The 21,042-nt window shown below is 39.2% G+C and carries 22 protein-coding genes; 20 read left to right on the plus strand and 2 right to left on the minus strand.

The window, feature by feature from the left end:
* Window positions 1-13 precede the first annotated feature (13 nt).
* From KTHG_RS01465 to KTHG_RS22095, 6 genes are all read left to right on the plus strand, one after another.
* The gene (locus KTHG_RS01465) at window positions 14-256 is read left to right on the plus strand and encodes a hypothetical protein (protein ID WP_020189144.1); all 243 of its coding nucleotides are present in this window, start codon (window positions 14-16) and stop codon (window positions 254-256) included.
* 337 nt (window positions 257-593) lie between these two features.
* Window positions 594-767 carry a hypothetical protein gene (locus tag KTHG_RS21030; protein ID WP_020189145.1) on the plus strand — a complete coding sequence of 58 codons (174 nt, stop codon included), beginning with the start codon at window positions 594-596 and terminating at the stop codon, window positions 765-767.
* 447 nt (window positions 768-1,214) lie between these two features.
* Window positions 1,215-2,981 carry an immunoglobulin-like domain-containing protein gene (locus KTHG_RS01470; protein WP_186439482.1) on the plus strand — a complete coding sequence of 589 codons (1,767 nt, stop codon included), beginning with the start codon at window positions 1,215-1,217 and terminating at the stop codon, window positions 2,979-2,981.
* A gap of 168 nt (window positions 2,982-3,149) precedes the next feature.
* Window positions 3,150-3,371: a flagellin N-terminal helical domain-containing protein gene (locus KTHG_RS01475; RefSeq protein ID WP_049894807.1), complete on the plus strand. Its 222-nt coding sequence runs from the start codon at window positions 3,150-3,152 to the stop codon at window positions 3,369-3,371.
* A gap of 74 nt (window positions 3,372-3,445) precedes the next feature.
* Complete coding sequence (locus tag KTHG_RS01480) at window positions 3,446-3,895, plus strand: flagellin N-terminal helical domain-containing protein (RefSeq protein WP_049894808.1); 450 nt, start codon at window positions 3,446-3,448, stop codon at window positions 3,893-3,895.
* Window positions 3,896-4,096, plus strand: a complete 201-nt coding sequence (locus tag KTHG_RS22095; protein ID WP_049894810.1) for a flagellin — start codon at window positions 3,896-3,898, stop codon at window positions 4,094-4,096. It begins immediately after the preceding gene.
* Between the two features lie 245 nt (window positions 4,097-4,341).
* Here KTHG_RS22095 and KTHG_RS01490 read toward each other — a convergent pair whose 3' ends face one another.
* On the minus strand, window positions 4,342-5,097 hold the full coding sequence (locus tag KTHG_RS01490) for a hypothetical protein (RefSeq protein WP_020189147.1): 756 nt from the start codon (window positions 5,095-5,097) through the stop codon (window positions 4,342-4,344).
* A 622-nt stretch (window positions 5,098-5,719) separates the two neighbouring features.
* On the opposite strand from KTHG_RS01490, the gene KTHG_RS01495 reads away from it, so the two are divergent.
* The 11 genes from KTHG_RS01495 to KTHG_RS01545 all read left to right on the plus strand — a co-directional run bounded on the left by KTHG_RS01495 (window position 5,720) and on the right by KTHG_RS01545 (window position 17,044).
* A complete protein-coding gene (locus tag KTHG_RS01495; protein ID WP_020189148.1) occupies window positions 5,720-6,106 on the plus strand; it encodes a hypothetical protein in 387 nt (128 codons plus the stop codon).
* Between the two features lie 277 nt (window positions 6,107-6,383).
* Window positions 6,384-6,761 carry a hypothetical protein gene (locus tag KTHG_RS01500; protein ID WP_020189149.1) on the plus strand — a complete coding sequence of 126 codons (378 nt, stop codon included), beginning with the start codon at window positions 6,384-6,386 and terminating at the stop codon, window positions 6,759-6,761.
* Between the two features lie 58 nt (window positions 6,762-6,819).
* Window positions 6,820-7,983 (plus strand): hypothetical protein, encoded by a 1,164-nt coding sequence (locus KTHG_RS01505; RefSeq protein ID WP_020189150.1) that lies wholly within the window; start codon window positions 6,820-6,822, stop codon window positions 7,981-7,983.
* Window positions 7,984-8,082: 99 nt separating this feature from the next.
* A complete protein-coding gene (locus KTHG_RS01510; protein WP_020189151.1) occupies window positions 8,083-10,071 on the plus strand; it encodes a hypothetical protein in 1,989 nt (662 codons plus the stop codon).
* A 137-nt stretch (window positions 10,072-10,208) separates the two neighbouring features.
* A complete protein-coding gene (locus tag KTHG_RS01515) occupies window positions 10,209-11,723 on the plus strand; it encodes a glycosyltransferase (RefSeq protein WP_020189152.1) in 1,515 nt (504 codons plus the stop codon).
* A gap of 169 nt (window positions 11,724-11,892) precedes the next feature.
* Complete coding sequence (locus KTHG_RS01520) at window positions 11,893-12,510, plus strand: LysE family translocator (protein WP_020189153.1); 618 nt, start codon at window positions 11,893-11,895, stop codon at window positions 12,508-12,510.
* A gap of 62 nt (window positions 12,511-12,572) precedes the next feature.
* Complete coding sequence (locus KTHG_RS01525; RefSeq protein ID WP_020189154.1) at window positions 12,573-13,004, plus strand: universal stress protein; 432 nt, start codon at window positions 12,573-12,575, stop codon at window positions 13,002-13,004.
* Between the two features lie 105 nt (window positions 13,005-13,109).
* The gene (locus KTHG_RS01530) at window positions 13,110-13,736 is read left to right on the plus strand and encodes a hypothetical protein (protein WP_020189155.1); all 627 of its coding nucleotides are present in this window, start codon (window positions 13,110-13,112) and stop codon (window positions 13,734-13,736) included.
* A gap of 128 nt (window positions 13,737-13,864) precedes the next feature.
* Complete coding sequence (locus tag KTHG_RS01535) at window positions 13,865-14,836, plus strand: hypothetical protein (protein ID WP_020189156.1); 972 nt, start codon at window positions 13,865-13,867, stop codon at window positions 14,834-14,836.
* 88 nt (window positions 14,837-14,924) lie between these two features.
* Window positions 14,925-15,905 carry a CZB domain-containing protein gene (locus tag KTHG_RS01540; protein ID WP_020189157.1) on the plus strand — a complete coding sequence of 327 codons (981 nt, stop codon included), beginning with the start codon at window positions 14,925-14,927 and terminating at the stop codon, window positions 15,903-15,905.
* An 11-nt stretch (window positions 15,906-15,916) separates the two neighbouring features.
* Window positions 15,917-17,044, plus strand: a complete 1,128-nt coding sequence (locus KTHG_RS01545) for an Ig-like domain-containing protein (RefSeq protein ID WP_020189158.1) — start codon at window positions 15,917-15,919, stop codon at window positions 17,042-17,044.
* 154 nt (window positions 17,045-17,198) lie between these two features.
* On the opposite strand, the gene KTHG_RS01550 is transcribed toward KTHG_RS01545, so the two are convergent.
* Window positions 17,199-18,023, minus strand: coding sequence for an SH3 domain-containing protein (locus KTHG_RS01550; RefSeq protein WP_020189159.1), 825 nt, complete (start codon window positions 18,021-18,023; stop codon window positions 17,199-17,201).
* A 157-nt stretch (window positions 18,024-18,180) separates the two neighbouring features.
* Between KTHG_RS01550 and KTHG_RS01555 the strand changes: the two genes are divergently transcribed.
* The 3 genes from KTHG_RS01555 (at window position 18,181) to KTHG_RS01565 (ending at window position 20,590) form a co-directional block, all read left to right on the plus strand.
* On the plus strand, window positions 18,181-19,545 hold the full coding sequence (locus KTHG_RS01555; RefSeq protein ID WP_020189160.1) for a S41 family peptidase: 1,365 nt from the start codon (window positions 18,181-18,183) through the stop codon (window positions 19,543-19,545).
* A 284-nt stretch (window positions 19,546-19,829) separates the two neighbouring features.
* Complete coding sequence (locus tag KTHG_RS01560; protein ID WP_020189161.1) at window positions 19,830-20,297, plus strand: hypothetical protein; 468 nt, start codon at window positions 19,830-19,832, stop codon at window positions 20,295-20,297.
* Complete coding sequence (locus KTHG_RS01565) at window positions 20,285-20,590, plus strand: DUF2653 family protein (RefSeq protein WP_020189162.1); 306 nt, start codon at window positions 20,285-20,287, stop codon at window positions 20,588-20,590. Before KTHG_RS01560 ends, KTHG_RS01565 begins: the two co-directional genes overlap by 13 nt.
* The last annotated feature ends 452 nt before the right edge of the window (window positions 20,591-21,042 follow it).

A 21,042-nucleotide genomic window follows, 5' to 3' on the forward strand; every position in this document is an offset into this window, starting at 1 on the left:
CTTTTTTCGTAACATGGATGTCATGAGTTCGGTCAAGGTACATGGACGTACCGTTTTGACCGAACTTCCTATTTTTCAGGAGATTGATGTAAATGTCGTTGAAAGATTGCAACAGGTGTTGTGTGAGTGTTTGGGAATCTGTGTTCCGCAGGAGGAAATCGCAGTTGAGAGTGTACAACTCTACGCTGACGAGATGGATGAGAGACTTGTGCCAACGGAAATGTTGAAAGGTTTGACAGAGCCGATTCAGGCATAACTGGCGAGTTACAGAAATGAACATGGTGTTGAATACCTATTCATTCGACTTGAAATCGGCAAGGGAACACAGCTAGAAATTTTGGTGATTGACGATGAAGTAGTGGATGAAAACTCGCTACAAAAGTAATCAGAAACTGGTGACAAAAGTATTTGGTGAAAGTTGAAAGGAAGCAAAAGGTAGTCATAGCAACTATTTAAGCTAACCTGAACTAGCGACAATATTTAAATAAAGCAGAGAGAGGAAGATTTGCATGAACGAAAAGTTTCACAGAGTAATCGTAGACGGTGAGCCATACTACAGAAAGATTGAGTTTGGTGAACTGACAGGGTAGTTAATGTGTAAGGAAGATTTCTTTGATTTAGGGTTGGCGGAGTTAGTGCCGACAGAAACATCAATTGATGAAGATGAAGATGAAGATGATGATGTAATTAGCCGCATATACGATGTAGACGATCAGCAGCTCATTTCCAACTACATTGCATACTTGAAAATGGCTGCAGGGATGTAAAATGGGGTGTTAGTTAAACTGGCTTACAGATTTTGAAAGGAGGCGAGCGCCAATGTGGTTTGAGGGTGTCAGAAGTAGTTAATATTGAACAGCACGACATCGACTACATAAGCGCACAGCTTCGAGTGTGTGGAAAGGAGGTAAGGTCAGGGAAGTGCTGTTGCGCTCAGATGTACTCAAAATCGTGCAAGCATACAGAGCAAAAGAACGAGCAATTTTTCAACAAGTCCGTACCTATTTGTGAGTCAACGGGCAGAAAGACTTCATAGAGACTTAAAAAAGGAATAAAATATCCAATTTTTTAATTCTTATTGTATATTTATTTTTTTATAGGTATGATGATTTAGAAAGAGAGGGAATTATATGAAAAAAATTATGATGTTTAGCGTTTTACTGTGTGCTATGTTTGTATCTTTTCATTCAGTTAAAGCTACAGAAGGAATTAAAATGTCCGAGATTAATGGTGGATATTCTTATGACGAGGTAAAAGGTTCACTAAAGTCGAATCCAGATGGTGTCAACGTTTTGCTAAAGGGTTATAACAATGAAGGATTCTTAGTGAATATGGAAACGGGGAGAGTACTTAAAAAATTTGAAGATATAGGTTCATCGATTATAGTCAATGACTTTGGAAATGCATATGTTTATACTTATAGATATAGTTCTCAAATTTTTCATGAGGATGCTTTTGGAAATGTGAATGCGATCGATAGTCATGATTTACCAGTAGGATTTATTCAAAATTCAAATATCCTTATTACAAAGTCCAGATATGATGAAATTTCGGCTTATAATTTAGAAAGTAATGAAATTATTTTTAAAAATTCGATTGGGGAATCGAATCAAATACTCGTAGGTCAAGACATCGCTATTGTACGTGATGACTCAATTACAATCTTGAACGCGCAAGGCGAATTTAAAACGCTATTAGAATTTGATAGTGGTATTAAAAATGCTGTTTTCACACCAGATAATACGATGCTTATTGTTTCTACAAAAGAAGGTGTGACTGTATGGGGCACGTCTAATTATCAAAAGAAAGATGTACAATTTATCGGTACAGAAAATGCTTCAAATTTAGTTGTAGATCGCTCGAACAGCTATATTGCTTTGCGCAATAAAGATTTACAGTTCAGATTGTATAATTTTAAGACGGGCGACCGTATTTATACGGAAAAAGATGACAAAGAAGTCGCGAAAAATCAACTAGCGTTATCGAATAAAGCACAATATCTTTTAATCAATAAAACGGTATATAGCGGGAAAAATATCGAAACATATGTAGAAAATATTATGTTGCCTAACGAGTGGAAAACATTAGAACTTGGCTATTACTATGAGCCTTGGGTACGAGTGCAACGAGCAAATGGAAAAGTTGAAGATGTAACGAAAGGTGTCAGTTTTCATCCAAATAATATAGACGTTGCTTATGTCAATCCAGAGAATAATTATTTAGTAGCTAATCAGTTGGGGAATGTTACGGTAATCGCAAAGTATTTAGGTTTTGAAGTGAAAAGAGATTTTAAAGTAGTCGATACGGAAAAACCTCTATTAAGAGGAGTTAAAAATATTTCTGTGTATGCAAATACTGGCGCAAAGGCTTTACAAGGGATGAAAGCTATAGATATTGGTGAAGGGGATTTAACGAAAGTTATTAAGGTGTCAGGGAAATTTAATGCGAATGTGCCTGGTGTCTATAAATTAACGTACACTGTAAAAGATCGTTCAGGAAATAAAGCGACTGCAAAGCGTACAATTACGGTGAAATATAATCCATCTAAAAATGTGTATTTATTCAGTAATGGTAACTATAGCTCTAAATATTTATTCAATAAAGATGGAACAATTCGAAGTACACCAACTATCGCAAGTCTTGTGCGGACTTCTTATGGAGAGCTATCTTCTGAGTTAGGTGTAGAAGTAAAGACAACACAAAAGCTTACGTTCAAAAAATTAGTAATCAAATCGAATGGTAAAACATTAACAAAATCGCTTACAGGTTCTGCATACTATAGCGGCTCTAAAAATGAATATGTTATTAAAAAATTAACGGCGGCAGATCGTAAATGGATAAAAAATAATATTCATGCGAATAAGAAAGCTACTGTATCAGTAATAACGAAAAAGAAAACAATTAATAAAACATTAACATCTAAACAAGCTCAAGGATTATTAGATGGTGTCTTGATGTATGATTATAAAAAAGCGCAATAACAAAAAGGGAATCGCATCGGCGATTCCCTTTTTTTCTATTGTTACATAAATATTTTGTTAAACATTTTCGAGCGAGTGAAAAGACTAATTTTAACTTTCTAAAAATTTAACTCAATTTTAACCTTCTATCGATATAGTGAATATTAACTGTATTGATCGAGGGATATGATGAGGATTCAACATAATGCTGCGGTATTGAATAGTCATAATAACATCATGAAAACAGCAAATAAGATGCAAAAAACGTATGAGAAATTATCGAGCGGTTATAAAATTAACGGAGCGGCGGATGATGCGGCTGGCATTTCAATTTCTGAGAAGATGCGCGGGCAAATTAATGGTCTTGCAATGGCTGAAAAAAACATTCAAAATGGCCTCTCGCTCGTATAAGTGGCGGATTCTGGGCTTGCGCAAATTAATAATCCTAATTTGATTCGGATGCGTGAATTGGCTGTGCAGGGGCGGTGAATGACACGCTAACAGATGCGGACCGTGCGCTCATTGTGCAAGAAGTGCAGCAATTAAAGCAAGGGATTAATGACATTGCGAATAATACCGAATTTAATACGATCAAATTGTTAAATATCGGCGCGGTAACGCCACCACCGACTACCATTTTAGATATAACGGTTTCGCCAAATGAAAAAAAGACGGTTGGGTACATCGAGGTAAAGCCCGGTGATACGTCGCCACTAGAAATATTTTGTGATTTTAGCGCGATTGGCAATTTCAATTATCCGGACATGAATATTGTTGGTCCAAATGGCGAAATTTATGGCTATTTAGGGTCGTATCTTAAAAATGTAGGTTCGCAAACCGTTCAAAATTTACCATCAGCGAGTTCGGGTACATATAGCGGCTATAAGAGTAAAATTGAGTCGTTATCGAGCGAGCGCTCAAAATTTGGTGCGTAGATGAATGTCTTGGAGCATGTTCAAAACAATACAGAGGCATATAAGGAGTCTTTGACAGCCGCAGAATCGCGTGTGAGAGATACGGATATTGCAAAAATGTCGATTACATTGAGTAGAAATCAACTTATTTTGCAGGCAGCTCAGTCAGTGACGAGCCAGGCCAATCAAATGAGCCAGGGGATATTGGAGTTGTTGAAGTGAAAGGATAAGTAGGCTTATTTTTAATACAAAATTTTAATATACGCAATGATAATGGTGTATATTATATGAACTTTATTTATAAGGTTATCAATGCAAAAATGTTCAATTAACACATAGTCTATATAAAAAGTGCAGACTCAATATATATAAATTACAATGAGTCTGCACTTCTTTCATAAAATTTGTTGTTTAGATGTATCAGTAGTTAATAACTTTTTATTAGATTTACTAAATTTATGTTGTTTTTATTGTAGGCTAGCTATCCAATCATTATATGAATAAACTTTAGTTGGTACACCTAAAGCATGGTATACTGCTTTACATTTTTCGCGGAATTTTTTATCATCTACAATAAAATAGTCAGCTTTTGTAGCATAAATAGCATGAGAGACATCATGCATTCTAGAACGACTTTTATTAGTGCCAGATTTTTCAGGTTTATAACCTATTCTTTCTAAAGTGTTGAAAAGTAAATTAACTAAACTTTCTGTATCTCGATGATTATTTAAATATTGTTTATTTTTCAAGGGATCCATAAAAAACTCTTTGTCGAAGCGGGCATCGATGTATTGTTTTACATTAAGTGAGGATAATATTTCGTTATATGGAACATTACTTACAATTTTAGTTTGGATATTATGATTGCTACGAAATGAGCTAATATACGATAAGTTTCCCTTTTCTAGATGCTCGGCCCATATAGTTAAATCGAAAAGTTTTATTACTCTATTATATACTGTTCTAGCGCTTTCGTTATATGGAACAATATCACCATCTTCAACTGGTCTGAAAATTCTTTTTTGGAAAATTTGATCGATAGCATTTAAATGATTATTGATTTCTTCTTTTTTTCCAGTAGGGATATTAGCAACCTCTTCTAAATAAGGAGGGGCGTAATAAAAATCAAAATCTTTGTTTAACGAAGTTATTTTTTCGAAGATACTATTAGTTTTCATACAATTTATGAATACATTGTAATCTAAATAGATAATTGTTTTCATTTTAATCATATCCTAATGTTTATAAAAAAGTTAAAATATACTATTTTTTATATATTATATCATTAATGAATACGTGAGGAAATGCAATATTAGTAAATAATTTTTTAGGTAGTCCCCTTTTTAGTACTATGATGCGAAAGTCTATATAGTTCGAAGATTTCGGATTAAAAAGAAAATAAGTGCGACTTTAATTATAGGTTCAAGCGTAGGTATGATGATAGAAGCATCAGATAAACAGCTTAATCAAGATGGTGTGTTAACGACTAATAAAGGGAAATCTATTGCTAGCTATCAAGTATTCTAGGAAAGTTGTACAAAGATGATCGCTTGAATAAAGGAAATGCGCTTGTTAACCTTGTTAATAAGGGTGAAATTACGAAGCTTACTTTGATAGCACATTAAGTTATAAAGGTGAAAAAGGGACCAGTTGTTATAATGGTTTCTTTTTTGTTGTTTATATACTTTTTTTAATGTAAAAATGATTTTTTTCGTTTTTATAGAATTAACTAGATAGAAATATCTAAAAATAGTAATTTTACTTTTTTATTACAATTGTAAGAAACTAAAGAATTACTAAAAACGTTCCTATATAATGTAAATATACTATTTTGGAGGGTTTATTTTGAAAAAAATTATATATGGTTCGTGCGTGGCGGCTGCTTTATTGTTAGGTGCTTGTGGTAATGAGGATGAGAAGGAAAAAGCTGAGACACCTAAAACAGAGCAAGCTACTGATACAAAAACAGGGGCGCAATCTGTAGAAGTATCGAAGGAACAGCAGGAAAAAACAGAGGCTAAATTAGAAAAGAAAAATGAGGGTTCTACGACAAAAGTGGCTACATTCAAGTCCGACAAACAGCTACAAAAAGCCATTGAACAGGAAAAAGGTGTAGATTCTGTATATGTGCTGATTGATCCAGCTGCTAAAAATGTCTTAGTAGATATTCAATCTAGTAGTAAAAAAAAGTGTTGCTCAAAAATGGGTGACGAAATATGCGAAGCAATTTAACGCAAAATATGACGACCATTTAGTGGACGTGCGTGTATTAAACGGTGATAAGGTAACAGCTCAAAAAACCATGAAAGCACAGTAATAATAGGTCATGTGTTATCGTCTGATAATGCATGGCTTGTTTTTTTTTTGAGTCAAAAAACCTATTTTAAAAGGTCTTATGAACCTTGTGTAAACGTTTTATTAAAAACTTTTACAAATTAAATAGTTTTAAAAGTTTAATTTGTAGGTAATAAGGTATATAATAGAAAAAATATATGAGAGGATGAGGACGATGGAAAAGCACACACTCGATTCATATGTTGATATATTAACGCATACGAAGCAGGTAGCTGAGAGTATGCACGATGCAGTAGAGGATTATACGAAAATAACGAAAATGCTTGCTACTGCGATAGATGGGCTGGAGTCAACGGCTAGTCATGTACAGCGTGAAGTTGCGTATGCGCTTGCCTCATTTATCGACGAAGCGGAACGTACGGCTAATTTTTATACGGAAACATCGTGGCAACATTATATGGGGGCATTGGCGCAGGCGAAAAAGGTGCAAAGTGGGCGCAAGACGAAATTAGTCGAGCTGCTGAAGGTGAAAAATGCACTACGTCAGGCGAAAGCACAGCTTGTATATGATGAGATGAAAGTATCGATTTAAGGTTGCGGCTGCAGCCTTTTTTTAATTGACCGATATACGAGGAAAGGGGGACGACTAGATGAAGCGACTAATCACTAGTAGTTTAGCGGCTACGATATTGATGGCGTCATTACCAGTACAAGTAGAGGCACGTGAAATTGTTCGTTCGACGACGAAAAAGGTGACAATCATGTACAAGCATGCAGGAAAAGTGGAGCTGCGCACGATCGAGGCAGGAGAAATTGTACTGATTCGAAAGCGCGGTAAAGTATGGACGAAAATTGAATATCGCAATAAATTTGGCTATGTGGCAACGAAGGATTTAACTTTCCCACAGACGAATAAGGAAAAAGAACAAAAGTTAGCGAAGCAAGGTGAGGCGTTGAAAAAACAAACGGCTGTCTACAATCGCGTAGTCGAAAAGGGGGATATTTCACGCTTGATTGGTCAAGAAGATTTGAAATATCGCCTTGCGCTTGCTCAATTTGAAGGACAAATTAAGACGGTCAATCCGGGTAAGGCCGCAACGAAGCGGCTGACGACAGCATATGTCAATCCAGGAAAGCGTGCAATGAAGCGCGTGCAGCATGAGCTGACGGCGTGGCAGATGCTTGAAACAGCAGAGGCGCAAGTGCGTGCTTTAGAGTATGACGAAGCAGAGGCTACATATAAGAGGGCGCAGGCGGAGCTAAAAGCTGGCAAGGCATTGCGTAAAAAAATGAACTATCCGGCGCTTCCAAAAAAATTTCAGAAAAAAATTGATAAGCGTGCGGCAGTGATTAAAAAACGTTTTACTTCTTCAACATTTAATGACCTATTAGCGGAAGGCCATGTGCATTGGATGAGCGATTTTCAGTTTGAGTCGATCACAACAGCATCGCCGTATATTGATTCGAATAATAAAAAGCATACGAATGGCTTTGTGCTACAGCAAGATGCAAAGCGCGCAGCAGTCATGGTGAGCTTGCATTTGCCGGATAATAATGTATTCAACAAACATGTAGTCTTCAAAAAAATGCGCTATACATTGTCGCGTAGCCAGGCGATGAATGATAGTTTGTTAGAGGCGCCTGTGACGATGACACTTCGCGGAGATAAGCAGTTGCGTGAGACAACGACTATTGAACCATTAAATGAGCCAATTGAAAAAGAAGCGGTTGTTGCGGATGATAGTGCGATCTTTTTTGAGTTTGAAAATGTGCCAAAAGGTATGGCTGTGACGAATATTGTGTTTTATCGATGAAGGAAAAGCCCCAGCCACTTCCAATGGTTGGGGTTTTTAATTTTAATTTGAAGGGCCTATGTCGATATAAGATGAAAAGATAGTGGATGGAGGATGGCGATGAAAAAGTTTGTAGCAGGAATAACCGTGACGGCCTTGTTTGTATCGATGGCGATTGAAGCAGAGGCGGCGATTAAAAAGGTTGGGGCGAGTGTCGAATTAAAATCAGGAAAGCTCGTATCGAAAAAAACAGGCAAGGTCGTCAAGGGGCATGTGCGCTACAAAGCAAAGGTCTATTACAATGGCAAGCTTTTTACGGGTGTAAAGGATCTCACCTATTACAAAAAAGGTAGTACAGCGAGCGGTACATATAAGGCAAAAATCTACCGAAAAGGCGCTCCTTATACCGGGGTGATTCGGGATGTGTACTACAAAAAAGGTGTAGCGAGTAGCGGTACATATAAAGGGAAAGTGTATGCGAATGGCGCTCTTTATTCTGGGCTAAAAGATGAGGTCTTATATGCGGACGGTGAGAAGGTAAGTGGCTTAGTAGGGGGCGTTTATTACGAGGAAGGCGCGCCGTATTCTGGTGAGCAGGATGGCCTTTATTTAGAGGAAGGCAAGGTGTTTTCAGGTGTGGTTGACCAGTCACTGTATGTGGATGGTAAAAAACCAGCGGGCTATAAGCTGTATGAGGGGACCCTTTATTGTGACGGGGATATCGAAACGGCGACGGTGCAAGTCAATGATGTTTGGTATGCGGGCGGCAAGCTTGCGAATGGCTCGATTACGACGGAAGCGGGTGAGCAGTTCCATGTGGTGGATGGGCTTGAGGTGTCAGATTCTGAGCCGGAGACACCCGATGACACAACGGCGCCTGACTCAGAGACTGATGATGAAGTTTCTGAAGCACAGGCTCCGGAACAACCGCAACCACGTGGTTATGAGCTGATTTCAGGGAAGCTTTATTATAATGGCGTGATTGCGACGGGGACACAGCTTTATAATGAAAACCTGTATAGTAACGGAGTCCTTTCAGTAGGGATTGCGTCGTATCATGATCGCTATTATGAAAATGGTATGCTCGCAAATGGCTTAATCACAGTCGGCAATCAGCAGCTACTCGTGTCACAGGGACGCCTGGCGAGTGGTGTGAAGGACTATGTGGAGTATGTGAACGGTGAAGCGGTGAGTGATTTTTATTACACGAATGGTACGCTTTATTTTAAAGGGCAGCCCAATGTCGGTGTCGTGTTATTTCGAGATAAATGGTTTAACGGCGCAACTCTAGCGAATGGGCTGACAGTCATTCATGGGGTAGAGCGAATGCTATCGCAAGGTGTCAATGTGACGGGTCTCGTAGGTGACATTTACTATAAGGACGGTGTGCGCTTTACTGGTGTGGCACAAAAGATTCTGTATACAAATGGGGTACGTGAGACCGGACGTAAGTGGCATGGTGGACTCTTTTTCGTCGATGGGCTGCAGGTCGAGGGAATTTTCCTAGATAACGGCATTTATTACGTCAACGGGGCACTTGCGAATGGACGCTATGATGTACCGGGGCTTGGTGTGCGTTATTTAGTAAAGGGTGTGCTCGCAAATGGGCTTGTGCAGGGGATTTATTACAAGGACGGCGAGCGAATGCGTGGGCTTATGCTCATTGGTGGCAAGCTCTACTATGATGGTGTGCCAAATACTGGTGTAAAGCGCTTTGAGGACAACTGGTATTACAATGAGTATCCGGCAACGGGCATTATTTTTACGGCTGCTGGGGAGGAATATGCGGTAGAAAATGGAAAAGGTGTTACAGGTTTTTATCAATTGGCCTATTATGTGAATGGGAAGCTAGAAGAAGGGTATGTATTACGAAGCGGCGAATTGTACTTTAATGGTCGCCCACACAATCATATAGTCGAGTATGAAGGAATTTGGTATGCACGCACAAAGCCGGCACATGGTGTTTATACGATAAATAATGTGACGTATTGCTTTGACAATGGCATAAAATTAACAGGTTTTTATCAGAAGCGCTACTTTATAGATGGTGTTCTTGCGCAAGGACCTCACAACGGGAAGAACTATGTAGACGGGATAGAACAACCATAATATGGGTATTCTGCTTGTGGTCAGCTGATTGAAATGCAGTCCGTTCCGCTCATTTTAGCGAGGGAACGGGCTTTTTTTAGTACACATCCGTTATAATAAAAGTAATGAAATTTCGAGGGAATATAGGGGGCTAACGAGTGAAGGAACGATTTTATTTTTTTACAGAACACTTAGCTGATGGCCGTACGAATTTGGAACAAGTTATTTTATTACGCTCACAACTATTTGAGCGTAAACTACATGTCTCACCAACAATTGTGACGGTTGAATATGAGCCACAATTAGCGAAGGCACGCCGCACCTTAATTGAGCGCGGTGTGTTGGACAGTGACACACAGTTTTTAAATTTATATGCCGACCTTCAAGAGACGAATATGGAGATGGGACAGCCGAAAGAATGGCCGCTCAATCCGCTATGGTCCTATGAAAAGGTACCAGATTCAAATGATGTTGGCGTGCTAGATAGTGAAGGCAAGCCCGTTCAATATCGAAATTATAGTGAGGAAGGCCGCTTAGAAATGGTCGTACATTATGATACGCATGGTCGCATTATTCGTAGTGATATTTATGATTCGAATGGCTTTTTAAGTAAAGTACAGGTCATTCAACGTGATGAAGTAACATGTGAGATTTTTTACCGCACAGATGGCCGCGTTTGTATGTATCATTTCTTTGAACAGGATGAGTTAGCATTAATTCAATTAGTGGATGAAGATGGCTCGATTTTATATCAATGTGAGACGGAAACGGAGCTTGCGGGCTTTTGGTTGAAAATGGTGCTAGAGGAGACGGAGACGAATTACTGCTTCGTTGATTCGCAAAAACCGTATGCGACGATTTTAGAGGATTTAGGTCCACGAGCAAAAATCGTGACAATGATCCATGAGCCGCATATTGACTTCCCGAATAATCCGATTGATGGCTCATTAAATGAGGAATACCGTCATGTGTTCCAGCAGTTTGATAAGTCGGCGGCTGTCGTCTATGACTCAAACGAGCAGTATGACCATGTGCAGGAGCGCTTTGGTGATGTGAAAAATCAATTTGCGATTCCGACGGGGCTTGTCGAAGTGCCACAGCGTGTGAATTTCAAAGACCGTCAGCCATATGCATTATTATTTGTGGCACCATTTGAGCCGCGCTATAATCCACAGGCGGCAGTACGTGTTTTCAACCGCATCGTACAGCAGCTACCAGAGGCGACGCTGTATATGTGTGGCGAGGGCTCGGAGCGAGAAGCGGTTGAAGCGTTGATTCAGGAGCTTGGGCTCGACGATAAGATTGGCATTATTCCAGAGCTTGACGCGAATGTGTACAATCATGTGCAAATGGCGATTTCGACGAGCATCGATAGTGAGGTGCCATTGCCGATTTTATACAATCTAGCGTACGGCGTGCCAACTGCGAGCTACAATTATTTATACGGTCCTGGTGATTTGATTTTACATAAGATTAGCGGGTTGCTTGCGAGTCGTAATAATGAGGAAGAGCTTGCGGCGTTAATTGTTGAGCGATTATCAGATCAAAAGGAAACCGAAGCGATGAGTAATCATGCGTACGGTGAGGCACTGCGCTTCAATGCGAACAATACGAAAATTTATTGGGTTCAATTGATTCAACGACTACGAGAAAATATTTGGAAAAAATATTAAGACGACGAGACTCTTCAGCTGAAGGGTCTCTTTTTTGTTGGTATAACAGTGTTTTAGCAGTCTATTGCTTTAGCAAACTACTACGCTGATTGTTTTTTTGAAATAGCACACAAGCCAAAATGAGTATGATATGATGGCGTCAGTATTTTAATCGAAAGGACGGCGCAAGATGGAAAATATCGGCGTATTTTTATTAATGTCCCTACTACTTATTTTAGTACCGGGACCAGATTCTGGACTTGTCATTCAAAACTCGATTGTTCATGGCAAAAAGGCGGGCATGAAAACGGTGATTGGCTCGGTGTCAGGGCTATTCATTCATACTGCAGCAGCAGTGCTTGGGTTGTCTGCACTGATTGTCAAATCAGCATGGCTCTTCACCATATTAAAATGGGTCGGTGCCGCGTATTTAATTTATATCGGCATTTCATCCCTACGCACAGTGCTTCGTAAAGAAGAGCCAGCTGCGATGACGAAGGCAAAAAAACAAAAATCATTCTACTTACAGGGGTTCATCACCTGTGCATCGAATCCAAAAGTAGCAGTGTTTTTCCTCACATTTTTACCACAGTTCGTGACGGATAATCTAAATCATATGCTGCAGTTTTCATTAATGGGGCTAGCATATGGCGTCATGACGATTATGGTCTTTACGTTGTATGTATTACTAATCGAAGCGTTCTCACGTTGGCTGAAAAAACCAATTGTTCAAAAGGCATTGCAAGGTACAACGGGTGCGGTATTAGTCACATTTGGTGTGCGCCTAGCACTTGAACGTCAGCCATAGCTATTCGTTCCTCGTTTGTTTAGAAATTGGTATAATAAGACAAAAGAGAGGATGAAGTGATTATGGAAGACTACAAAAATATTATCGTGGCAGTAGATGGCTCTGAATCATCAAAGGCAGCCCTGCAGCGCGCGATTCAAGTGGCACAGCGTAACAAAGCGGTGTTAAATATCGTCAATGTGATTGATACGCGTGTATGGGCGAGCCTAGAAGCACGTAATCGCGATAAATTAGAGGCCGATGCGCAGCAATTTGCTACAAGTCTTGTAGATAGCTATGATGATGCGGAGAAAGCGGGCATTGAGCAAATTGAAATCATTACAGAGGCTGGCTCACCGCGTACCGTTATTACGCAGGAGGTAGCGCCTCGTATTGGCGCTGATCTAATCATTTGCGGTGCGACCGGTGTAACCGCAACAGAACGCATTTTCTTAGGCAGTGTATCAGAAGCCATCGTGCGCACAGCACCTTGTGATACGCTTGTTGTACGATAAAGAATAGAGAGCTGCTAGAGGCGGCTCTTTTTTTAATGGAACAACTCTTCTTTTTCATCGTCAGTGAAGTAGCGTATAATAGGGTGAATGTAAGGAGTTTTTAAAATGAAGAAAATCAGTTTCGTAATAGCCTCAGTGCTACTAATGCTTATCCTCGGCGCCTGTAGTGAAGAGAAAAAGTCGGACAAGGCGGCGAAGAATGTTGATACGCAGTATGTGGGAAGCTATACACTTATGAGTATGGGCCAAGCAGATGGCAATCAACTAAAGAACTATCGTACGGTGCCGCTGAGTGAGGATTTAGCGTACGCAGAAAAAATTGAGCTGAAAAAAAACGGTGACTACGTCAATATAATCCAGTTTTATGATGATCAGTCTCAGGAAAAAATGTACCAGGAAATCATTCAGTATGATGGCTATACAAATGACGGGAAAAACGTTCATTTAACGACAACAACGGATGATAACACGTATGAGCTCAAAGCCTATAAAAATGAAGATGGCTCACTCATGATGAATTATGATGGTCTAAAGCAGCTACAAGATAACGGCGCAACGCTTACCAATTCGACAGCAACGTATGATGCGTACAATGTGACGGAATGGTACAACAAAAACAATGCCTCACAAAAATCGACGCAAAAGCTATTCTTTACAGATGAAGGGCATTTAATGAGCGTAACGTATTCAAAGGCAGACAATACAACTAGTGTACTTGTGTACGAAAAATAGAAGAAGCACATTCGAAGATAATCTTTGAATGTGTTTTTTTATGGAGATGATAGCTTCTTCGCTACTAGGATAGCTTTTTTGGTTAAGGCGAAACGTAAAAGTCCGATATAGAGAAAGAGGTGATCAACATGAAGAAGCAATTACTGATGCTAACAATGGTGACGACACTCGGCTTTTCGACGGTGCAAACGATCGAGGCCGAAGCGGCGACCATTAAATATCCAGAATCTTATCAAGTTTATTTAAAGGGTAGTAAGCTGCATGACCGTATGACGAAGCGTCCGCTGAAAAAATATGCACAATACAAGGGCTTTATGTATAAGAATGGTGTTCGCTTAACGGGAACGGTAAATGGTGTCTACTTTAAAAAAGGGAAGCTTGGCACCGGTATTTATAAGAAGAAATTTTACCGTAGTGGCCAGCTTGCGTCTGGTTTATATGAAGGGAAGCTGTATCGCTCAGGTGTTTTAAATAAGGAATATTACGTCTACAACGACCAGCTCTATCATAAAGAAAAACTGAATGTAGGAATTGCTTTATATAACAAAAAATTATATTTGGATGATTCATTATATGCGGGTTATTATGTATATGAAGGGGTGCTCTATAAAGATGGCCGTAAAAATACAACCGTCGTGAATGTAGAGGGTGCATGGTATACGGGCGCGACCACTCAGCCGGGGTGGATTCGAACAAAGCAGCTGGGCTGGATTAAAATTGATGACTTTGGCTTTCAAATTAAGGATGCCGTACCACCGCCAAATTTAGAAACCGGGTCTGAATCAAACATCGAAAACCCAGGAGGAAATGAAGGCAATGATATGGAGCCTCCAGCAGTGAATGGCTGGGAGAATGATATGGAGCCCCCTGATTTTCCTTCAACATCAACTGTACCACCAGAAAATGACTTAGAGCCACCATCTACTACATTGCCACCGCAAAACGATTTAGAGCCACCAACAATGAATGGCTGGGAGAATGATATGGAGCCTCCTGATTTTCCTGAATCATCACCAAATGACTTAGAGCCACCAACAACGAATGACTGGGAGAATGATATGGAGCCTCCTTCTAGTTGGGGGCCAGATGATTGGATATAGTGAAAAACTGTGACACAATAGCCTGATTTCAAACATATTTCACCAATAAAAGGGTATGAAAAAAGTAAGGAATAAGGGGGTATGACCTATGGCGGCACAGCAAGATTGGTTTACACAAAATTTATCGTATGAAGATTACAAAGATTTTCAAAATGCTTTACATTATTATACGTTGACGCATACGGAGTTTGTAGGTCATCGCTTATTATATGGCGTTCAAATATTAGAACAGGGTCTCAAAGGTTTTGATTATTCCACATTATCCTATGCCGATACAATTTCAAAATTAATCGAGTTTTGTACCGAATTTGAGCAACTCATGATGTCATCATATCGAGCGTTCTTTTCTTTTTATCGAAGCATATATCACTTCCATGGTGTAGATATCGAAATTGAAGTCGAGGAAATTTTGCGTAACACAGATTCACGATTTTCTGAATTAAGTGGGGCGTTGTTTACCGAGAAAAATTTAAATGCGCATTCACAGAAATTAATTGACTTATTATTGCAGGAACAGGAAGCCATTCGAGAGCGTTTGTTAATGACAATGAATCAGCTACAAGTTCTGGAGAAGGTTTTTCTCGCGGAGCTAGAGCATAATCCAGCTACACCGATGCCACCGATTGAAGAATTGATAGCGGAAATTCTTCAATTGCTTGCGACGGATAGCTATAAAGAGATCTATGACAATACCGTCGAAGTAATGGAGACGATTATCCCAACAATCCCAATGCCCTCTGAGAAAACATCGATTAGTATACTGAGTGCGCGTATTATTAATCATGCAGATTACTTAGCGATGCTCCTTGACCATATCGGTACGGATTATCAGGCGCCGGGGTCAACAGAATGCATTATGGGACGCTGGATTGTCGCGAATAAAGATCAATTTTTACACATTGAGGCATTTCGTAAATTTATCGAGCAGCACGAGGCTTTTCATGATGCAGCACAAGATTTATTACAAAAAGATTCATTCGAAAATTCGCGTAGAATGCTACAGGAGTCAATGGCATTTCTGTCAGCATCCATCGCCTTAATTATCGAAATCAAAGCACGAGAGGGTTAGGGGGAAATGATGTGTGGAGAGTAGCAAGTGCGGCAGTCGCTTTAACGCTTTTAGTGCCTTTTGCGACAGCAGAGGCGAAAGAATTAGGAACTGGAATGCTAACAGATGTACAAATTAAGCAACATGAAAACATTGAGATGAAGACATTAGAGACGATTCAATATACAGTGTCTTTAGCGAAAGATGCAAAAGCAGGCGATACGATTACGATTGCGCTCCCAGCCGATGTGATGCTCTATAGCAATCAGACAAGTGATGTCAAAAACACAGAAGGCAAGGTTGCCGGAAATGTAGCCTTTAATAAGGAGAAAAATGAGGCGATTGTGACGCTAAATGATGTCGCAGCGGCGAGCAAGTATAGTCAGCTAATTGTCGATATTCCGGTGACTTTTCAAGATACAACGGCAGGGAAGCATACACTAGAATTACCGCTGAAAAACGGTATGAAGAACGTTGATTATACAGTTGTAGCATCAGCGACCCCTGCAACGGTTGAGGGAGATGGCACAGTGAGTGGCTCGACGATTTCATGGACGGTGACCATTGATGCGTCAGGCGCAACCTTAACAAACGCGCAACTAGAAAATGCTTTTGGGGATTCCTATGATTTAGATAGCCCGGTTATTGTAAGCTATAAAAATGCGGACGGCACGACATCAGAGAAGAAATTTAATTCACGTTTGTTGGCAGACCGTACGTTAAAGCTAAATCTAGGAACAATTAAAGAGCAAGTAGTGACGATTTCTTACGATACAACGGTGACCGATATCGAGAAAAAATATACGAATAATTTTACGATTCATTCGTTAAATAGCGACGATATTGTAGCGAAGGCAATAGTGAAAGGTAAGGGTGCTGAGGTGATTGCACCTGAACCGGAGAAAGAAAACAAAAAACAGTCCATTACACAATCTACTGGGCAAGAGCCATTGTCTGCAAAAGCACCGATTGAGCAGCAATCAAATACATCCTCTTATAATGGTGTTAAAACAACAGATGATGTCATTACAAATCATTCCCAAAATGAAGATAGCGGCAATACATTAACGGAGCTACCACAGACAGGTATAAGTAACCCAGCTTGGATTGGCGCAGGCTTACTTGGCGCTGCTTATATGATATTCCGTCGTAAAAAATAAAAGTGGCTCGTATAAAAAAAGTAGAAGAAAGAGGCCGGGACATACGTATAAAAACAACTGCTCCTATAAGCATAAGAAAAACCGGAATCGTGCGGTAGCGCGGTTCCGGTTTTTTGTTATGAACTTCTAATCAAATGGAGAGAAGTTCGGCGTTTTATTTCAGCTGTGTATTTTTCGTAATAGACATTAATTCACGAACTTTAATTTTTCCGCGGTATTCCTGAATAACACCAGCACCTGGCGCGATGTAAATGATATTCCGGTTTGAATATGTCACCTTCATCACATTTTTAAATGTACCGGCCTTTACTTTTTTTGTAGCGAGCAACTGCATTTTCGCGGTTATTGCACGGCGCTCTGCATTGGACTTTGGAATGTCCCAGAAGCGGGCGTTTGGAATCGCCGCAAAAGCCAGCAATTGATAGCTACGCAAAAAGCGTCCATTCATTGATGGATATAAAATAAGTTCATATTGTGTTTGCACGAGTTTATATTGATCGAGTGGCTCCTCATGATATTTAATTGGATCGAGCTGCCAAGCACCTGTAGCCATGTCGTACCAAGCATAGCTCGTATATGGATACTTTGTGCCATCTGCTGGACGTGAATTAGTTGGCGTGTGAATGCGCTCAAACATAGAGTTTGCCATAACCTTGTATTTATAAAGTTTCGTTTGGTCAACGGCATAGGTGGCAGCAGAAGCACCCTTGTCATCAATTTCTAAATAGGCTGTCAGAATATAGCCCTTTTTACCATTGTATGTGACGCGCCCCCAGCTATCGCTCGCCGTGTAATGAAACGTTACATGCGCTCCCTTTGGTACAGCTATAATGCGCCCTGAACCTGGATGCTTTTTATAAAGGAAAGTCGGCACCTTTGTCGTTGCAGAGTAATTATAATCCTCTGCAGCAGAAGCCTGATTTGACACACTTAGACAGCAAATGATAGCGAATACGCCTGCTAAAAATAATTTATACATCGAAAAATCCCCCTTTCATCAGTCATATCGTAAAAAACTGCATTTTTTACAGTAGGAAAGCCGAACTTTCCTAGAAAATTCTTAACTTTAGCGCATAGTCGCTTCTCCTAATTAACGGTATAATTAAGAACAAATACAAGTAGAAACGGGGACAACTATGAACTATAAATCAATTGCTGCAGCCTGTTTAGCAGGATTATTTTTGACATCAGGAACACTACAGGCAACCGCTGCTGAGCCGCTTGCGGATGTGAAGCAATACGTCAATGACTATTATTATCCAGGCATTTCAAAGGCAGAGGTCAATAAATCTACATCGATTAAACAGCTGATGAAAAAGCTAGATGACTACTCAAGCTATATGACACCAGCAGAGTTTAATGAGTTTTACAATGCGGTTGAAAATCAGCTTGTAGGCATTGGTGTAGGCATTGTTGAGCATAAAAAAGGCATCAAAATTTTACAAGTATATGATGGCAGTCCAGCGAAAAAGGCAGGCATGAAAGCGAGTGACATTATTACCGCTGTGAATGGCAAATCCATTGCGGGTTTGTCGATTGAGGAGAGTAGTAATCGTTTAAAAGGTGACGAGGGAACTTCCGTAACGGTGAAATTTTATCGTCCATCAACAGGAAAATCGTATACGAAAAAAATGACGCGTGCGCTTGTGAATCTGCCAAATGTTGAAACATCCGTGCTTGCGGGCCATATCGCATACATTCGACTCAACTCATTTTCAGAGGATAGCGGTGCCGCAGTAGCGAAGGCTATTCGCAATATGCCAGCGTCTACACAGGGCTATATTTTTGATTTACGTGATAATGGTGGCGGTGATGTAGAGGCGGCTGAGAAAATTATTGGCTTAGCGAAGAAAAATAAAATCGCCTATTTATTAAAAACACGCGAGGGCAATTACAAAGTACAGCCGGCAAAAATGACGACACATTTTGATAAGTCAGTGGCGATGCTCGTAAACGGTAACTCAGCTAGTGCTTCTGAAATGACGGCAGCATCTTATAAGGACCAAAAGGCCGCAACGATTTACGGTCAAAAAACGTACGGTAAAGGGGTTATGCAGTCGATTGTACAAGTGAAGAATAAAGGATACTTGAAGCTAACGATTGCAGAATTTAGAGGACCGAAAAATGCAGTTATTCAAAATAAAGGCGTCACACCGAATGTCGTAACACCTAAAAATAAAGAGCTGTATACGAGTCACCAAGCCTTTTTGAAAAAGCAATTAAAGAAATTTGATAAAGAGGCAACAATCAAACGGACAGCGACAAATCCAAAAATGACTGTAAAACCGACGAAGGATATGGACTGGAAAACGTTAAAAACAGCGAAAGTCTCGTTATTACAAATTGGCGGGAAAGAGAAGGATGTAACCGTTAAGCTAAAAGGGAAATCACTTGTTGTGACACCAAAAACGAAGTTGAAAGCTGGAACAAATTATTATTTACGTGTTAAAAACGCCAAAAATTCGACAGATGGTACGTACCGTTATGTCATGATGAAATAGAGAAAGTGAAAGCGTCAGCAAAAATGCTGGGGCTTTTTTTAATGAAATGGCTGCTATTTCCCTTTTATTGGAATCTTATATGTCGTTAATGTAACAAAAAGACATAAAATGGCTTTTTTTCTGTCAATGAAAAGATACATATATAATAGAAGAAACTCCATATTCTTTGAAACAATTTTGCAACATTTGACGTATTCAGTAAGTATTCTGGATGTATATTATTTTTCACGGTCAATTAGAGATGGTAGAATGAAGACAAGCACATATTTTCAGGAGGGTTTTAATTGAAAAAATTAGTAGCGGCAGCATTTGCTGCAACGTTATCGTTTGCAACAGTTGCTCCAGCAGTAATTGATAATCCAACGACAGCATCAGCAAAGTCATACAAATCAGGTAAAAGTGGATTTAGTAATTCTAAATCAAATACCAACAATCAAAATGGTGTAACAAACAACAAAACGAACCAAAATCAAAACCAAACAAATAACTCAAAAGCAACAAACTCATCAGCAGCTCAAAAATCAAATAAAGGCGGCTTAATGAAAGGTTTAATGCTTGGTGGTTTAGCAGGTCTATTACTAGGTGGTATGCTTGGTAATATGGGCGCTATGGGTGAAATTCTTGGTTTACTTATTAACGTTATCGGTATTTTAGTTGTTATCATGTTAGTCGTTAGCCTAATCAACATGATTCGTAACAATAAAAACCGCAACAAACGTGACGACAAGGACGACAAACAATGGAACAACTAATTTTAGACGAACAAGAAGTAATCAATGCGCTTTGCACGTATCATGCACGCCAAAAAAACTTAATTCCAGAAGATGTGATGATCGAGCTTATGTACGATGATCATGATGGTCGTGAACCAGAGGAATTTGGTGCTGAGGCGGAGGTAGACAATGAAGTTGTCACATACCAAAAAGGTGATATGATTCAAGCAATTCGTAATTGGGTGAACTTTGAATATAATATTGATCAGTTTTCAGCTATCGTAAAACTAGCGTTCAATGAAGAACAAGGTATTTACGCGATCGTTGAATAATAGAGTAGGTAAAAGCAGCAATCATATGAAAATATGGTTGCTGTTTTTTTATTATTTGAAGTTATTTAAGTGGAATGAATGCAACTAAAGCCGCTTTTTTTATAATACTTTACAGTAAAAATGGTAAATTTATGATTTTATTTTGAATTTTACATCAAAAATCAATTTAAATGACTGAAAAGTGATAGACTAAAGGTCACTTTACGACAGAGTTCGACAATACCTATTAAATGTTAAAATTAACCTTTTTAAGTTTAAATATGGTATATTATTTAGGCTAACAGACAGGGATAAAAATACTCAAAAAAATATATTTTTCATAGGGTAGTAATTTAAATCCTTGTTTTTTGGAAGAAATAAGATTTTTATGTGATTAAAAGACTATTTTATGGTTGATTTTAATTCCAAATAATAGAAAAATGTTAGTCTCAATATATTATTATTACAATATT

The sequence above is a fragment of the Kurthia sp. Dielmo genome (assembly GCF_000307285.2).
GTDB lineage: Bacteria > Bacillota > Bacilli > Bacillales_A > Planococcaceae > Kurthia > Kurthia populi.

What these genes read in the sequence shown, in the direction of transcription:
- KTHG_RS21030 (WP_020189145.1), top strand. Translation starts at nt 594, where the DNA reads ATGTGTAAGGAAGATTTCTTTGATTTAGGGTTGGCGGAGTTAGTGCCG.
- KTHG_RS01565 (WP_020189162.1), top strand. Translation starts at nt 20,285, where the DNA reads ATGGAACAACTAATTTTAGACGAACAAGAAGTAATCAATGCGCTTTGC.
- KTHG_RS01465 (WP_020189144.1), top strand. Translation starts at nt 14, where the DNA reads ATGGATGTCATGAGTTCGGTCAAGGTACATGGACGTACCGTTTTGACC.
- KTHG_RS01520 (WP_020189153.1), top strand. Translation starts at nt 11,893, where the DNA reads ATGGAAAATATCGGCGTATTTTTATTAATGTCCCTACTACTTATTTTA.
- KTHG_RS01500 (WP_020189149.1), top strand. Translation starts at nt 6,384, where the DNA reads ATGGAAAAGCACACACTCGATTCATATGTTGATATATTAACGCATACG.
- KTHG_RS01510 (WP_020189151.1), top strand. Translation starts at nt 8,083, where the DNA reads ATGAAAAAGTTTGTAGCAGGAATAACCGTGACGGCCTTGTTTGTATCG.
- KTHG_RS01550 (WP_020189159.1), bottom strand. Translation starts at nt 18,023, where the DNA reads ATGTATAAATTATTTTTAGCAGGCGTATTCGCTATCATTTGCTGTCTA.
- KTHG_RS01475 (WP_049894807.1), top strand. Translation starts at nt 3,150, where the DNA reads ATGAGGATTCAACATAATGCTGCGGTATTGAATAGTCATAATAACATC.
- KTHG_RS01555 (WP_020189160.1), top strand. Translation starts at nt 18,181, where the DNA reads ATGAACTATAAATCAATTGCTGCAGCCTGTTTAGCAGGATTATTTTTG.
- KTHG_RS01525 (WP_020189154.1), top strand. Translation starts at nt 12,573, where the DNA reads ATGGAAGACTACAAAAATATTATCGTGGCAGTAGATGGCTCTGAATCA.
- KTHG_RS01540 (WP_020189157.1), top strand. Translation starts at nt 14,925, where the DNA reads ATGGCGGCACAGCAAGATTGGTTTACACAAAATTTATCGTATGAAGAT.
- KTHG_RS01470 (WP_186439482.1), top strand. Translation starts at nt 1,215, where the DNA reads ATGTCCGAGATTAATGGTGGATATTCTTATGACGAGGTAAAAGGTTCA.
- KTHG_RS22095 (WP_049894810.1), top strand. Translation starts at nt 3,896, where the DNA reads ATGAATGTCTTGGAGCATGTTCAAAACAATACAGAGGCATATAAGGAG.
- KTHG_RS01505 (WP_020189150.1), top strand. Translation starts at nt 6,820, where the DNA reads ATGAAGCGACTAATCACTAGTAGTTTAGCGGCTACGATATTGATGGCG.
- KTHG_RS01530 (WP_020189155.1), top strand. Translation starts at nt 13,110, where the DNA reads ATGAAGAAAATCAGTTTCGTAATAGCCTCAGTGCTACTAATGCTTATC.
- KTHG_RS01490 (WP_020189147.1), bottom strand. Translation starts at nt 5,097, where the DNA reads ATGAAAACAATTATCTATTTAGATTACAATGTATTCATAAATTGTATG.
- KTHG_RS01535 (WP_020189156.1), top strand. Translation starts at nt 13,865, where the DNA reads ATGAAGAAGCAATTACTGATGCTAACAATGGTGACGACACTCGGCTTT.